Origin of the sequence: Streptomyces sp. BA2, from assembly GCF_009769735.1 — a bacterium.
In the GTDB taxonomy this organism is placed as follows: Bacteria; Actinomycetota; Actinomycetes; order Streptomycetales; family Streptomycetaceae; genus Streptomyces.
The window spans coordinates 9,272,246-9,285,401 of the sequence record NZ_WSRO01000002.1; the positions used below are offsets into that span (position 1 = coordinate 9,272,246).

Annotated in this window: 15 protein-coding genes; 8 read left to right on the forward strand and 7 right to left on the reverse strand. The window is 68.8% G+C overall.

What is annotated here, in order from left to right; translation table 11 throughout:
• The first annotated feature begins 44 nt into the window (after nt 1-44).
• Nucleotides 45-1,301 carry a family 1 glycosylhydrolase gene (locus tag E5671_RS44390; protein WP_160509843.1) on the forward strand — a complete coding sequence of 419 codons (1,257 nt, stop codon included), beginning with the start codon at nt 45-47 and terminating at the stop codon, nt 1,299-1,301.
• 246 nt (nt 1,302-1,547) lie between these two features.
• Here E5671_RS44390 and E5671_RS44395 read toward each other — a convergent pair whose 3' ends face one another.
• Nucleotides 1,548-1,928 carry a hypothetical protein gene (locus tag E5671_RS44395; protein ID WP_160509844.1) on the reverse strand — a complete coding sequence of 127 codons (381 nt, stop codon included), beginning with the start codon at nt 1,926-1,928 and terminating at the stop codon, nt 1,548-1,550.
• Between the two features lie 557 nt (nt 1,929-2,485).
• Nucleotides 2,486-3,370 carry a LysR family transcriptional regulator gene (locus E5671_RS44400; protein WP_160509845.1) on the reverse strand — a complete coding sequence of 295 codons (885 nt, stop codon included), beginning with the start codon at nt 3,368-3,370 and terminating at the stop codon, nt 2,486-2,488.
• Between the two features lie 488 nt (nt 3,371-3,858).
• Here E5671_RS44400 and E5671_RS44405 point away from each other — a divergent pair, with 488 nt between their 5' ends.
• Complete coding sequence (locus tag E5671_RS44405; RefSeq protein ID WP_237330390.1) at nt 3,859-4,116, forward strand: hypothetical protein; 258 nt, start codon at nt 3,859-3,861, stop codon at nt 4,114-4,116.
• A gap of 248 nt (nt 4,117-4,364) precedes the next feature.
• A complete protein-coding gene (locus E5671_RS44410; RefSeq protein WP_202121499.1) occupies nt 4,365-4,712 on the forward strand; it encodes a hypothetical protein in 348 nt (115 codons plus the stop codon).
• 653 nt (nt 4,713-5,365) lie between these two features.
• Here E5671_RS44410 and E5671_RS44415 read toward each other — a convergent pair.
• Nucleotides 5,366-5,959: a CGNR zinc finger domain-containing protein gene (locus tag E5671_RS44415; RefSeq protein WP_160509846.1), complete on the reverse strand. Its 594-nt coding sequence runs from the start codon at nt 5,957-5,959 to the stop codon at nt 5,366-5,368.
• A gap of 92 nt (nt 5,960-6,051) precedes the next feature.
• Here E5671_RS44415 and E5671_RS44420 point away from each other — a divergent pair, with 92 nt between their 5' ends.
• Both E5671_RS44420 and E5671_RS44425 read left to right on the forward strand, forming a co-directional pair.
• A complete protein-coding gene (locus tag E5671_RS44420) occupies nt 6,052-6,846 on the forward strand; it encodes an MBL fold metallo-hydrolase (protein ID WP_160509847.1) in 795 nt (264 codons plus the stop codon).
• Nucleotides 6,847-6,999: 153 nt separating this feature from the next.
• A complete protein-coding gene (locus tag E5671_RS44425; RefSeq protein WP_160509848.1) occupies nt 7,000-8,085 on the forward strand; it encodes an LLM class flavin-dependent oxidoreductase in 1,086 nt (361 codons plus the stop codon).
• Between the two features lie 263 nt (nt 8,086-8,348).
• Here E5671_RS44425 and E5671_RS44430 read toward each other — a convergent pair whose 3' ends face one another.
• Both E5671_RS44430 and E5671_RS44435 read right to left on the reverse strand, forming a co-directional pair.
• Nucleotides 8,349-8,570 (reverse strand): hypothetical protein, encoded by a 222-nt coding sequence (locus tag E5671_RS44430; RefSeq protein WP_237330391.1) that lies wholly within the window; start codon nt 8,568-8,570, stop codon nt 8,349-8,351.
• Nucleotides 8,571-8,747: 177 nt separating this feature from the next.
• Nucleotides 8,748-9,236 (reverse strand): hypothetical protein, encoded by a 489-nt coding sequence (locus E5671_RS44435; protein ID WP_237330392.1) that lies wholly within the window; start codon nt 9,234-9,236, stop codon nt 8,748-8,750.
• Nucleotides 9,237-9,306: 70 nt separating this feature from the next.
• On the opposite strand from E5671_RS44435, the gene E5671_RS44440 reads away from it, so the two are divergent.
• Nucleotides 9,307-9,537 carry a hypothetical protein gene (locus E5671_RS44440; RefSeq protein WP_160509849.1) on the forward strand — a complete coding sequence of 77 codons (231 nt, stop codon included), beginning with the start codon at nt 9,307-9,309 and terminating at the stop codon, nt 9,535-9,537.
• 40 nt (nt 9,538-9,577) lie between these two features.
• On the opposite strand, the gene E5671_RS44445 is transcribed toward E5671_RS44440, so the two are convergent.
• On the reverse strand, nt 9,578-10,180 hold the full coding sequence (locus E5671_RS44445) for a hypothetical protein (RefSeq protein ID WP_160509850.1): 603 nt from the start codon (nt 10,178-10,180) through the stop codon (nt 9,578-9,580).
• Between the two features lie 17 nt (nt 10,181-10,197).
• Complete coding sequence (locus tag E5671_RS44450) at nt 10,198-10,437, reverse strand: hypothetical protein (protein ID WP_160509851.1); 240 nt, start codon at nt 10,435-10,437, stop codon at nt 10,198-10,200.
• Nucleotides 10,438-10,507: 70 nt separating this feature from the next.
• On the opposite strand from E5671_RS44450, the gene E5671_RS44455 reads away from it, so the two are divergent.
• Nucleotides 10,508-11,725, forward strand: a complete 1,218-nt coding sequence (locus E5671_RS44455) for an alginate lyase family protein (protein WP_160509852.1) — start codon at nt 10,508-10,510, stop codon at nt 11,723-11,725.
• A 401-nt stretch (nt 11,726-12,126) separates the two neighbouring features.
• The gene (locus tag E5671_RS44460) at nt 12,127-12,303 is read left to right on the forward strand and encodes a hypothetical protein (RefSeq protein WP_160509853.1); all 177 of its coding nucleotides are present in this window, start codon (nt 12,127-12,129) and stop codon (nt 12,301-12,303) included.
• Nucleotides 12,304-13,156: the final 853 nt, after the last annotated feature.

Consider the following 13,156-nt stretch of genomic DNA (forward strand, 5'->3'; position numbering starts at 1 on the left):
CACCGGGCGAATGAACACAAGGCACATCAATGCAAGGAGCACCCATGACACGCGACGGCCTGCCCGACGACTTCCTCTGGGGAGTCGCCACCGCGGGGCACCAGAACGAGGGCGACAACACCGCCAGCGACACGTGGTTCCTGGAGCACACCACGCCCTCCCTGTTCCGCGAGCCCAGCGGACCGGCGTGCAGGGGCTACCAGCAGTGGGAGTCGGACCTCGACCTTGTCGCGGGACTCGGGCTCAACGCCTTCAGGTTCTCCGTCGAATGGGCACGCGTCGAGCCCGAGCGAGGTGTCGTGTCCGCCGAGGCTCTCGACCATTACGAGCAGATGGTCGACGGCTGCCTTGACCGCGGCCTCGCTCCCGTCGTGACGTTCAACCACTTCACCGGACCGCACTGGTTCGCGGCGGCCGGTTCCTGGACCGGTGCGGACGCCCCGGCACGGTTCGCCGAACAGTGCGACCGTGTCATGGCGCGCTTCGGTGACCGGATCGCTTTCGCCGTCACCCTCAACGAACCCAACCTGGAACAGCTGTTGCAGGCGGGCGGGAAGCTCCCGGCCGAGGCGGAGGTGCTCAAGACACAGATGCTCGCGGCTGCGGCACGGGCCGCCGGAACCGGCACCTACGCAAGCGCGAACGTCATCCCCGCCGACCTGCAAGAGGCGTTCCAGGAGGCATTCATCCATGCCCACCGCGCCGCCCGCACAGCGATCAAGGCCCGCCGCGGCGACCTGCCCGTCGGCGTGTCCATCGCCATCGCCGACGAGGTGGCCGTCCCCGGCGGTGAAGAGCGCAGGGACGCCAAACGGGCCGCCGTGTACGACCCATGGCTGTGCGAGGCACGCCACGACGACTTCATCGGCGTACAGAACTACGAGCGCATCGTGCACGGCCCCGGGGGAGAAGTGAAGATCGAAGGCGAACTCAACGGCATGGGCACCGCCATCGCGCCCGGCTCCCTCACCGGCGCGGCGCGCTACGCCCATGCGGTGTCGGGCGTTCCGGTGCTGGTGACGGAGCACGGCATCCAGACCCCGGACGACACCCAACGCGCCGCCTTCATCCCCGCCGCCATCGACGAACTCGTGGCACAGGCCGGAGCCGGCACACCCGTCCTCGGCTACTGCCACTGGACGCTCATGGACAACTTCGAGTGGATCTTCGGATACGGCGCCCAGCTCGGGCTCCACGAAGTCGACCGGGCCACCTTCCAGCGCCGCCCGAAGCCGAGCGCGAAGACGTACGCCGAGGTGGTGCGCAGCTACCGAGACGTACTCTCAGACAGCCGCAACTGAGCTGCTCCGGAAGGCCGATGCCGAACACGGCGCCCGGGAGTCGTCTTCGGACTCGGCCTGTTCGAAGGCCGGGACCCTACGGCAGCCCTGGTGGGCGCCTGCTGGTGCCGTGGGTGCGTGCGCTGAGGCCGCCGGTGGGGTACGCCGTGCTCGGTACGCGCGGCGTACGTCACCGGCGGCCGGTCCGCGCCAGGCGCCCGGCCGGGTCGTCACCGGTCCGGCCGCGCACCGGTGCGCGGCCGGGCGTCAGCGCCGGGGGTCCCCTCCCGGCAGGTCCGCGACGACGTCGATGCAGTTCAGGGCCACGTAGCCCTTCTTGCCCTTGTAGGAGACCTTGACCCACTTGCGGTCATTGATGGTGCCCTTGGAGCCGCAGTGGTTGTGCGTGCCGCCCTTGTAGACCCTCATGTTGTCGGAGCCTGCATCGTTGGCCGCCTTCCCCAGCGCCTTCTTCGGGAAGAGACCCACGGCCGTGCTGCTGAGCTTGGTGTGGGTCCGGAGCTTCACCGACTCCTCGGCCTCGACCGGGGTGGTCCCGGCGGCGGAGGCCCCAGGGGCCTGCACCAGGGCGAAGGACGCGGCGGCGACGCCGACTCCGACAAACGTGGCGAACTTGCTCTTGCGCACTCGTGCTCCATGAGGTGTGTGTGACGTGCATGCCGGCCGGTGCCGGTCTCTGTCAGCGGTGCTCCGCGCGGGGGACGTGCGCCGCGCGGACGTGCGCCGCGGGGGCCCGCGCTGCGCGCGAGGCAAACCGCTCAGGATCCTGCACACGGTTCGCCGCACTTCGGTGGAACTCCCCGGAGGCGGACCCGCGTTCAGCTTGCTGGAGGATCAGGACGTGATCAAGGATGCTTTTCTGATGCCTGTGATCGCTGTGAACTATCGATAGGGAACGGCCTGGTGCAGGACGAACCACCATCGAACGCGGCACATCCGCCCAAAGACCGTCAGGGCGCCGAGGCCGCTCGTTTCCAGGAGAGGAATGGTCCTCGCCGACGGCCGGTGACTCCGCTGAGCACCGACACGCACCTGCCAGCCGGCGATCAAGGTGCCCGCTCAGCAGGAACCGGCCGAGGCCGCCGAGCGCCACAACCGCCATGCGGACGTGCAGCACACGTAAAGAGCATGCACCTGATGCCGCGAAAGGCACTACGACAAACGCGACCACACCTTTCGCGCCATCAGACACGGCCCAGGTCTCGTATCACCTGTGCGAGTGCGCGGACGGGTTCCGTCTCGGAGTCGGATCGCCAGACCAGGCCCCATCTGAGCAGGTGGGAGTCGGTGATCGGGAGGTAGGCGATGTCGGGGCGGGCGCCGTAGCGTGCCGCGTGGGCGCTGGTGAGGTCGATGGCGTCGGAGGTGGCGACGATCGTGGGCACCTCCTCACATTTGGCGACGGTGTGGGCGCGTTCGATGGTGCGTCCAGAGGGGGTCGTGAACGGGCTGTAGGCGTTCTCCCAGTACGCGGGCTGAGACTCGCTGGGCCCAAACAGCCCACGATCGCCGAACACCTCCATGGACACGTGCTTGTCGTCGGCGAGGGGGTGGTTCGCGGCCATCATCGCGACCATGGGTTCGGTGCAGATGACAGGACCGACGCTGAGGTCGGGCTCCTCGATCGGCAGCCACGCGACGAGTACGTCGATGTCACCCTGGCGCAGCGAATCGAAGGGACGGATGAACGGGTTGCGCCGCACCTTCAGTTGCCACTGGGGGTGACGAGAGCGGAACGACTCCCAGAAGGGCAGAAGGTCGTGAGCGTTCTCGCCGATCATTCCCACCCGCAGCACGGCGGTGCCGCCGCGGGCGGCGAGTGCGGCTCGGTCCAGGCTGCGCCGCAGCGCGTCGGGAATCGGCAGGAGGTCTTCGCGGAGCTGCCGGCCAAGAGCGGTGAGCCGCACTGTGCGGCTGCTGCGGTCGAAGAGCCTGCCCCCGATGCTGCGCTCCTGCTTGGCGATGGACTGACTGACCGACGCCTGGGCGATTCTCAGACGTTCAGCTGTGCGCCCGAAGTGCAGTTCGTCGGCCAAGGTCAGGAATATCTCGATATCGCGCAACTGCATGGTGCAGGTCACTCCATTGATAGCTCACAGCGATCGCAAGCATAAGAAAACCATCCTTGATCAACTACCGGGCCCCTCAAGCAAGCTGTCATCACAATCCGTCTCCTGAGGTATGTGTGTGTGGGGGGAGAGAGAGCCGCCCGCAGGGGACATCAGCGGCACGACGTTTCCGCGCGTCGAAGGAACGGGCACACGCGCCGCACCGACAATCCGCCTGCGCTACGGCGTGCCGGTGACCGCGGAGGACGCCCCGGTGCGCGTGCTGTTCGGGCAGCCGACGTGGACGTACGACGACGCGGAGGTCCGCCGGATGCTCGCCCGACGGCCTGCTGCCGGACGGCGTCGCGGCGCACATCCTCACCGAACGAGGCTTCGCCGACCTGCTGGGCGTCACCGTGACCGCCGTGTAGCAGCGTGACGATCCATCCCAGCCGGGCCCGTACGAGCACACCAAGCTCGCCGAGGGCGCCTACGCGACCCTGCTCACGGTGCGCGTCGACCCGGACTCCGATTTCCACCCCGACGCAAGTGCGCCGGCCTGGCGATGGCGCGCTGCCGCCCTGGGGGACAGGTGCCTGTTCCACCTGCACCACGATCGGCTGGCCCAGTCCTTCCCGGTGGTGGCCGTCGAGGAATTCGACACGACTCCCGACCTCTTCAGCAGCCGCAACCACGACGTGGCACTGCTGGCCCGCCGCACGCGTTCACCGAGGGCTGGTGCCAACCTGGCGACCGGTTGCTCCTGATGACCGACGCCCTGGCCGCATGGCTTTCGTCGGTCGCGGACCAGGACGAAGCCGTAAGCCAGTTGCTGGTCGTTCGCCTCCGCTACAGGCTGACGGGCCCGTGCTCGTCGACGGTTTCGGCGAAGGTGCGGATGAGTTCGGCTTCGGCGGCGGTTCGCCAGACGAGGGCTCATCTGGAGAGCGGGGCGTCGTGGATGGGCACGAAGGCGATGTCGGTTCGCTGCAGATAACGCGCGGCTTGCGCTTTCGTGCACGTCCGCTCGGACAACCCGGACGCGACGCCACTGCTGACCAACGCCACGATCTACTGGCTTATCAACAACGCCGCCTCAGGGGCCCGGTTCTACTACGAGAACCATCGCGCCGAACCGGATCCGGAGCCCACCACCGTGCCGATCGGGCTCGTCGGCTTCGCCTACGACATGAAGTCGATCCGCACACTGGCCGAACGCGATCACACCCACATCACGTCCTGGTCGCAGTTCGACCGCGGCAGCCACTGGGCCGCCCACGACGCTCCCGACCTGCTCGCCGCGGACATCCTCCAGTTCTTCGCCGAGCTCACGGAGGGACCTCATGCTCCTCGGCCCCGGTGAAGGGGCGAGCGTGCTCGGTGAGGGCGCCGCGGCCGGGCTCGCTCTTGCGGACCTCGTCGACGCTGCCGAACCGGGCGTGAGAGTAGTCGAGTTCGAGCAGTTCGGCGGCTCGCCGGACGGATGCTTTGGCAGGGCCTTCGGTCTCGAGGGCGGTGGGGATGCCGGGTCAGGTGGCGAAGCCGAACAGCGCCCTTCTCGCCCGTGCCGCTGAAACCGCGGGGACGGGAGCGCTGACCAGCGCGGTTGCTGTCGCGAGGGCCACGGCCAGGGGCAGTCCTGAGCGTGGCGACTGCGGATTGAAGTGCCCGGCGTCCCCGACGCATTCGGCCGCTCCCGACCAGCCGGATCCTGACGCGGTCGTCGATTCCTTGCCGAGCGCGGTGTCCTCTGCACCTCGCGTCGGGGCTGGTATCGGGACGCGCACGAGCAGGTTCTCGGCAAGGAACAGGGGTGCGAGCGGATCTGGGCCGTGGAGCTCGCAGCGATGCTGAACACGGCGGAAGCCTGGCCCCCGGCCGGGCCGAGCCCGTGTCCGTCAGGCGGCGTTTCCCGCCGCGGACAAGGTGGCGTCAGGGACCGGAGCGGCATCCGGGGCCTCGGTGACTGGGGCCTTCGCCGTAGGCGGTGCTGTCTGGGCGGGTGGCGCGGCGTCGTCACTCCAGAGTGGTGCGGCGGGCGTAGGCGCGGGCGGCGCGGACGCGGTCGCCGCAGCGGGTGGAGCACCACTGACGGCGGCCGCGCTTGAGCAGGAAGCGGTTGCAGGGTGGGGAGGCGCAGGCGGTCAGGCGGGTGGCGTCGGGGGACGTGAGCAGGTCGGCGGCGTCGGCGGCGATGACCGCGAGGGCGTGCTCGACGATCGCCGTGGTGGGGTGGGGTGTGGCGCGGTAGGGGCCGGACTTCTCGTCCCACAGCAGCAGTGACGCGGTGGGGACGCGGGTCATCGCGTTGTTGATGGCCGTGACGGCGGCGGGCAGGGCGGGCTGCCCGGCGATGCGGGAGGCCAGCAGCGATCTGACTTGCTCGCGCAACGAGCGCAGCTGCGTCGCGCATACCTCCGCCAAGCCGGCACCTTCCGGGGCGAGGTCGCGCTGCGTCAGCCACTGCTCGGCCTGCGCCGGGGTGCCCAGGAGGTCGGCCGTGTGCCCGCCGGTCAGTGCGACGGCGCTGTTGGCCAGGCTCAGGGAGGGGTGCTCCGCCTCGCCCGGCGCCGATGGCAGGGCGGCTTCTTCCATCACGAACTCTTCCATGCTTCTCATGGTACGGGTTGCATCCATCCGTGAGACGTGCGTACAGTCCACCTCATGGTTAACAGGCAATCTATCCGTGAGGAACCCTTCTCGTGTCTTCCGTAACCCTCCAGACCGCCCCGTTTCCCGTCCGTGTCTTCGGCGGCCCGACCGCTCTCTTCGACTACGGCGGCCTGCGCTTTCTTACCGACCCGACCTTCGACGGCCCCGGCGACCACCAGGCACCGGCCGTCGTGCTGACCAAGACGGCAGCGGCTGACGGCAGCCCGGACGATCTCGGCCGCCTCGACGTGGTCCTGCTCTCGCACGACGAGCACGCCGACAACCTCGACACCTCAGGCCGGGCCCTGCTCGCCGACGTCCCGCTGACCCTCACCACCCCCGGCGGCGGGGAGCGTCTCGGAGAGGCCGCCACCGGCCTCGCCGACTGGCAGTCGGTCGAGCTCCAGCGCCGGGACGGCGGACCCGGCACGGTCACCGTGACCGGCGTGCCCGCCATCCATGGGCCCGGCCCGCGCGAGGAGGTCGAGCCGATCTGCGGCGAGGTCGTCGGGTTCGTCCTGACCGGCGAGGGCCTGCCCACGGTCTACGTCAGCGGCGACAACGCCTCTCTCGACGCGGTCAGGGACATCGCCGAGCGATTCGCCCCGGTGGACACGGCCCTTCTCTTTGCCGGAGCGCCCCGCTTCAGTGAAGTCTTCGACAACGAGGTGATCGTCTTGGACAGCGCCCAGGCCGCCCAGGCCGCGAAGATCCTCGATGCCGGCCGCGTGGTCCCCGTCCACTACGACAGCTGGGCCCACTTCACCGAGGGCCGCGACGAGCTCGTCGCCGCCTTTGCCGCCGCCGGTCTCACCGACCGCGTCGACTTCGGCGTCCGCGGCTGATCCCACGTACTTCGGACACGTACGCCGGAGACGGCCGGGCGCCGGACGACAGAGACCCGACGCGACTGTCGGCCGGCGCCCCCCCATCTCCCCGGCACGGCGCACGGCGCACGGCGCATGCCGCACACCTCACAACCGAAGGACCGCACGACCATGACCGACCCCATCCGCGGCACCCGCCATGGCTCCGCCCCCGCTGCCCTGTCCGTACTGGACTCCGCCATGACCGGTACCAGCCAGTCCGCAGCGGAGGCGCTGGCCGGCAGCATCGAACTCGCCCGGCTCGCCGACCGGCGCGGCTTCACCCGCTACTGGATGAACGAGCACCACGCCATGCCCGGCGTCTCCACCTCCAGCCCGCCCGTCCTGCTGGCCCGGCTCACCGCGGAGACCAGCAGGCTGCGGCTCGGCGCGGGCGGGATCATGCTGCCCAACCATCCGCCGTTGGTGGTCGCCGAACAGTTCGGCATGTTGGACGCCCTCGCCCCCGGCCGCATCGACCTGGGCCTGGGCCGCGCCCCGGGCACCGATCACGCCACGGCCGCGGCCCTGCGCCGCGGTGCGAGCGACGGCGAGGACTTCCCCCAACAGGTCGTCGAACTCCTGCACTTCGTCGGCGACGACTTCCCGGCCGACCACCCCTACGCCGACCGCGTGTACGCCGTTCCGGGTCCTGCCCAGGATCGGCTCAATGGCATCACTCCGCCTACGGGCCGCCTGCCGGTGTGGCTGCTCGGATCGTCCGGCTACTCGGCGCAGCTCGCCGCCCGGCTCGGCCTGCCATTCGCCTTCGCCGCGCACTTCAACCCGCGCGATGTCGTGGCCGCCCTGCGCCTGTACCGCGAGCGGTTCACTCCGTCCGAGGCGCTGGCCGAGCCGTACGCGCTGGTCAGCTTCACCGTCGCGGTATCTGACGACGAGCGGGAGGCTCGCCGCCAGGCCGGCACCCTCGCGCACGCCATGCTCCGCATGTTCCAGCGCAAGTCCTACCTGCTGCCGTCCCCCGAGGAAGTGGACGCCTACACCTACGACGCCCAGGAACGCCAGGCCGTCGGCAGCTGGCTGAACCACGTCCCGCACGGCACCCCCGAGCAGGTCACCGCCCATCTGAACCAGGTCCAGCGGGACTCCGGCGCCGACGAGCTCATGATCGGCGGCGTCGGTCACTCCGTCCAGGCCCGGCTGGGTTCCATCGAGCTGATCGCCGACGCCTACGGCATGCCAGACAGCCCGCGCTGACGCGGGACCGCCGGGCCTCCGTACCTCAGCGCCCACCACCCTTCACCGCCAAGTCCCCCTGAATACCCAGGAGGTGCGGAGGGGTCCCCGAGGAGCTCCCGAGGGGGCCCGTGGCCACGCCACCGTCCTCGCCCCTCCGGAAGTTCGTCCCGTACCGCCCTCATGGCCGAGCACACCGCTGCGGGCCCGCGAGCCCGCGGGCACCGGGACCACGTACTCGCCCTGCACGCCCTGCCCGCGGCGCCGCTGCCCTCCGTGGACACTCACGACGTGCGCGGGTTGATCCACTGGCCGAGGAAGCCGTAGTCGATCTGGCCCTCCTCGCCCGGCTCGACCTCATCGCGCAGGACGGTGACCTGCGACCGGCTCACCTCGTCGGGCAGCGTGGCGTGGACCCAGCGGCGGAACGAGGAGATCGATACCTTCAGTTTGTGCTCGTCCCGCAGCCGCTGGTGCATCGTGGAGACCGTCACGGTCCCCAGCAAGTCTTTGATGTAGTCGCGGTGTTCGTCGATGTCGGACCAGGTGACCTGCCGCAGTCTCCTGTCGACGCTGCCGGCGCGCTCTTCGAGCGGCCTGCCTACCAGTGGACGTAGATTAAATGGGTACTAGTAACTAGATAGCGCTCAAACTACCCGACATGCGGAAACCCTCTATCCGTCTCACCGAGGTGCGACCGAATCCCCGGTTGCCCGCCGCTGGCCGGGCCACATGTCGTCATACGCGGCGTCCATGAACTGCGTCTGCGGCCCGCGCAGCGCAGAGGAGTCGGCTATCTCGCCCCGGACTGCCTGCACCAGGCCGAACGCATAACGGTAGGCAGAACCTCGCAGGGGCTCAGTTCTGGCCGCCAGGTCGATCTCCGCCTGTGCAAGCCACAGGTCATCCACGAGTCGGTCGAGCACCGCATCGTCTGCCGTGTCATCACTGACCGAGCGCGTGAGAGCTGCCTTCTCCACCTGCGACGCAATGCCGAGGAACTTCAGGACCGCGTTCTTCAACTCCGCGCGATGCGCGGCTGATTCCTGCACTTCGAGCTGCCGGGTACTCGCTCGCGACACGAGGTACTGGCCAAAGATCGACCCACCAGCGCCGAGTGCGACACCGGCCAGAGACAACAATGCCGGCCCCAAGGTTCCCCAAGATCCCATAGCGGGAGTCTCTCAACTCCCGCGACCGCCGTCCCCATGGGGACTCGTGACCGTGAGGGTGAGGAATTCCGTGACGCTCAACCCGTCACAACTGGGGGATTCCGTGTCCGTCGACAGCGGCGAGAGCCTGGCAGAGCGGAGGCTTCCTCTGGTTCTCGACTTCGTGCCGGGGGCCAGGGAGGTGCTGTCCCAGCCGTTCACGCCGCGGTTCACGGTGTCCGGCCGCCCGATGGAGCACGTGCCGGACTTCGCGGTGTCTCCATGCTCACATCAACGAGCGATCAAGCCGACAGTCACATGACCGAACCGCTTTTGTTAGAGCCAGTTAGCGCGGGTCCATGTCAGCATTTCAGGCCGATGATGGCCCACCCGCGCCCTGCCGCCTCGGTGACGACCTCTCCCCATTCGGTGACCAGGGCAGCAAACGACGAGAAGGTGCTGACCCGCCCCGTGGCCCCGGCGAGGTGCTGTTCGAACGGTTGGCGGAGGGACGGCAGGCCGGGCTCGGCCAGGGTCCAGAAGTGATGGAGGGCTGTCACGTCCTCGGGGAGGAGCCAGAGCATGGTCTCCGGGCACCAGTGGTTCTCCCGTCCGGGGACGGAAGGGGTGAAGGGAGGGTCCGCGGACTCCCAGTTGTATTCGCCCCAGAACAGGGGAGCGCTGAACTCGTCGAGTGCCGTGCGCAGTCCGGGACGGACGAACCCTCGCATCTTTTCCCAGCGTTCGCCGGCCCAGAAGTGCGGCTTGTACGAGGTGAGGGTGTTGCGGAACTCGTAGCGCGCGTACCAGGGGCCGTTCTGGGCCTCGGGCCAGGTCCATCCCTCGGGCAGGTCGGGCCCCCGGGCGTCGTCGCTGCCGAACGCCGCGCTCTCCACCAGGCCGGCTCGCTGTTCGGCCGGCGCGGCTTCTATGTACGCGCAGTCGACGATGAGGAGTTCCAGCACATGCCCATGCTGTGAGCCTAGATCAGAGCTGCCGCAACCCGGCCTGAGCTGCGGACATGAAGTTGGCGCTGCGCCCCGGGCCCTGGATGCAGCGCCGTGTCACCCGGCCGTGTCAGAGAACGCGCTTGAGGTGCGGTGGTTTGAGTGGGGGTGACGTTGCCCTTGGCTTTCGCTTCGGCCTTGCGGGCCTTCTCGTCCAGGTGCAGCTGGAAGCGACGCTCGTAGTCGTCTTCGAAGTCGCCGACGTCCAGGCGCATGTCCCTCGGCAGGGCTTTGAGCGGAGTAACAGATCCTGCGCCCCGACGGGGAAGGGGCGAGGCTTCCGTTATGCCGAGACCGTACGCTGTCGCACCGCGCACTACCGCCTTCGTTCGCGTCATCGCCCGGCGGACCGCTCCCGTGGTCGCCTCCGTGCTCCTGGCGCCCCTGCTCACCGCGGCCGCACACCCCGCCGAGCCGACGCCTTTCACGCACCCCGGAGTGCACGTCGGCCGCACTCAGCTCGACGCGGTCCGCGAGCGCGTGCGCTCCGGGCAACAGCCGTGGCGAGCGGCGTACGACGCCATGCGCCGCAGCCGGTACGCAGTCCTGGACCGCCGCCCGCGACCGTACAAGATCGTTGCCTGCAAGCCCTACGCCAAGCCGCCGGCCTGCATGGCGGAGCGCGAAGATGCCATCGCCGCGTACACGCACGCCCTGCTCTGGTACGTCACCGAGGAGCAGGCGCATGCGGACAAGGCGAGGCAGATCATGGACTCCTGGTCGGCCGTCATCAAGGACCACACAGAGGGCAACTCGGGGCTGCAGGCCGCCTGGGCGGGGTCGACCTGGGCCCGGGCGGCGGAGATCGTGCGGCACACCGGTGCCGGGTGGCCGCAGCAGGACGTGGACCGCTTCTCACGGATGCTGCGCCACGTGTACCTGCCCGAACTCTCCGGCAAAGTCGCCGACTACAACGGCAATTGGGACCTGGCGATGACCGACGCGGCTGTCGGGATCGCCGTCTTCCTCGACGACCGCAAGGCCTTCGATCAGGCGCTGAGCCGCTTCCGGGCCCGGGTTCCCGCCTACTTCTATCTCCGCTCAGACGGAAAGCTCCCGGTCCCGCCGCCGGGTGGCACGGTGAAGACGCAGCAGCAGATCAGGACGTACTGGTTCGGACAGAAACGGTTCGTGAACGGCCTGGGGCAGGAGTCCTGCCGCAACTTCGAGCACGTCGGGTACGCTCTCGCCGCGACGTCCCATATCGCGGAGACGGCCTGGCATCAGGGGGTGGACCTGTACGGTCCGGTCCGTGAACGCCTGGCCGCGGCACTGGAGTTGCACTCCCGGTACCAGCTCGGCGAGAAGATGCCGAAGTGGCTGTGCGGCGGAAAGCCGGAGCTGACGATGGGCCCTGACCTGGAGGTGGGTGTCAACCATTTGGGAAACCGCCTGGGCGAGCCCCTGCCGCAGACACGCAAGCTGGCAGCACGGATGCGACCGGCCGGGACGGACGACTTGTTCGTGGCCTGGGAGACCCTGACACACGCCGAGAACCCTTAGTGTGGTGCGCCGGGAATGAGAGGCGTAAGTGGCTAGTGCGTTTTCATATCGCTGGGGGCACCTGCTGTTGACGTCGTGCTGTCCGCTGAGGAAGTAGCTGAGCTGACCCTTTGGGTGGGCGGGACGGTGTCGCCTCGTCTGGCCGAGCAGGCCCAGATCGTGCTGGCCTGTGCGGAGTGAACCGCTCCGGGTCTGATGGAGGATCCGGTGTGTCCCGCGTTGAGTGGAGCCGAGGACGCATGGAGGTGGGAGGCTCTCTACATGGCGCCTGAGATCGCCACAACGCTGGGGACCAGCCCGCTCGCGCTGACACCGCAAACACCGGTGCGTGGCACCGGCGTACTGGCCTTCACCTCGTACGCATCCACGTAGGAAAGCCCCTGATGTGAGGCGACGACATCGTGGCAGCGGCTCTGTCCGCCGCCCTGACCGTGGCCGCTCCCACGGCGGCATTCGCCACCAGCCGCACCGGGGCCACCGCGTCCCAGCCCAAGCCCGACGACGACTGCGCCCGCCTCCTCATGTGCGAGACCGCCGACGACTGGTTCCACTTCGAGGACGAGAGCGCGTCCAACTGATGTCCCAGAGCCCCGGCCGACGAGACGGTGGCCGGGGCTCTGCCATGCGCCAGCAGCGCAGCATCCGGTGCAGGGCAGCCCACACCGCGCGCGGCCCCCGTGACATCAGCAGCCACGAACTACCACTGGCAAGTCAGTCAAGATCACCAGGGGATCGCAGTATGACGGCCAGTTTCCGTACTCGTCCGACTTGCCTTGGACGTAGAGGTCCTCGTCGAGGCCATTCCAGATGAGGATGTCCCGGGAATTCTTCCCCCCAGCCGCGGGGATACCGGTAGGCCAGTCCCGACATCTCCCAGATCTTCAGGTCTCGCCCCGCCTTCGGCAGGGGCAGCTCGATACCGGACTCGGCCCGGGGTTCGGTGGGCTTGAGAATCTTGTCGGGTTCGAAGCGGGGACGCGGTGACTCCCCGGGCGGAAGGCCGTCGCGGTTGGGCACGGGCACGCCAGGTTGCTCACTCATGCGTTCTCCCTCGGTTCGCAGCCCTGCCAGGGGCGCTCTCACCAGCAGGCAACGGGTACGCGCCCACCGGGATCATGGGGCCTTCCGGCACGGGGCAGGCCGGCCCTCCCCCCGAGCCTGCGCCGACCCAGGGGCCCCGCAGATGCGTTACGGCAAACGGGGGACGCCGAGGGCCCAGCAAACACCCTTTAGACACTCACTCCGCCGTCCGACCATCAGCTTGGGAAGTTTCGGGCATTCGGGGTCGTCTCAGTCGCTGACCTGGGCGAACGGCGTTGTGGCGACTTCGTCGGTCCGGTGCTTCTTTCCCGTGATTCCCCGCTGTTCCCCGTCCAATCTGGTGCGGTTGTGGTGCGGCCGTAACGTAGAAGAAGACCGCAGCAACGACCG

What these genes read in the sequence shown, in the direction of transcription:
- E5671_RS44400 (WP_160509845.1), bottom strand. Translation starts at nt 3,370, where the DNA reads ATGCAGTTGCGCGATATCGAGATATTCCTGACCTTGGCCGACGAACTG.
- E5671_RS44425 (WP_160509848.1), top strand. Translation starts at nt 7,000, where the DNA reads ATGACCGACCCCATCCGCGGCACCCGCCATGGCTCCGCCCCCGCTGCC.
- E5671_RS44435 (WP_237330392.1), bottom strand. Translation starts at nt 9,236, where the DNA reads ATGGGATCTTGGGGAACCTTGGGGCCGGCATTGTTGTCTCTGGCCGGT.
- E5671_RS44415 (WP_160509846.1), bottom strand. Translation starts at nt 5,959, where the DNA reads ATGGAAGAGTTCGTGATGGAAGAAGCCGCCCTGCCATCGGCGCCGGGC.
- E5671_RS44455 (WP_160509852.1), top strand. Translation starts at nt 10,508, where the DNA reads ATGCCGAGACCGTACGCTGTCGCACCGCGCACTACCGCCTTCGTTCGC.
- E5671_RS44390 (WP_160509843.1), top strand. Translation starts at nt 45, where the DNA reads ATGACACGCGACGGCCTGCCCGACGACTTCCTCTGGGGAGTCGCCACC.
- E5671_RS44450 (WP_160509851.1), bottom strand. Translation starts at nt 10,437, where the DNA reads ATGCGCCTGGACGTCGGCGACTTCGAAGACGACTACGAGCGTCGCTTC.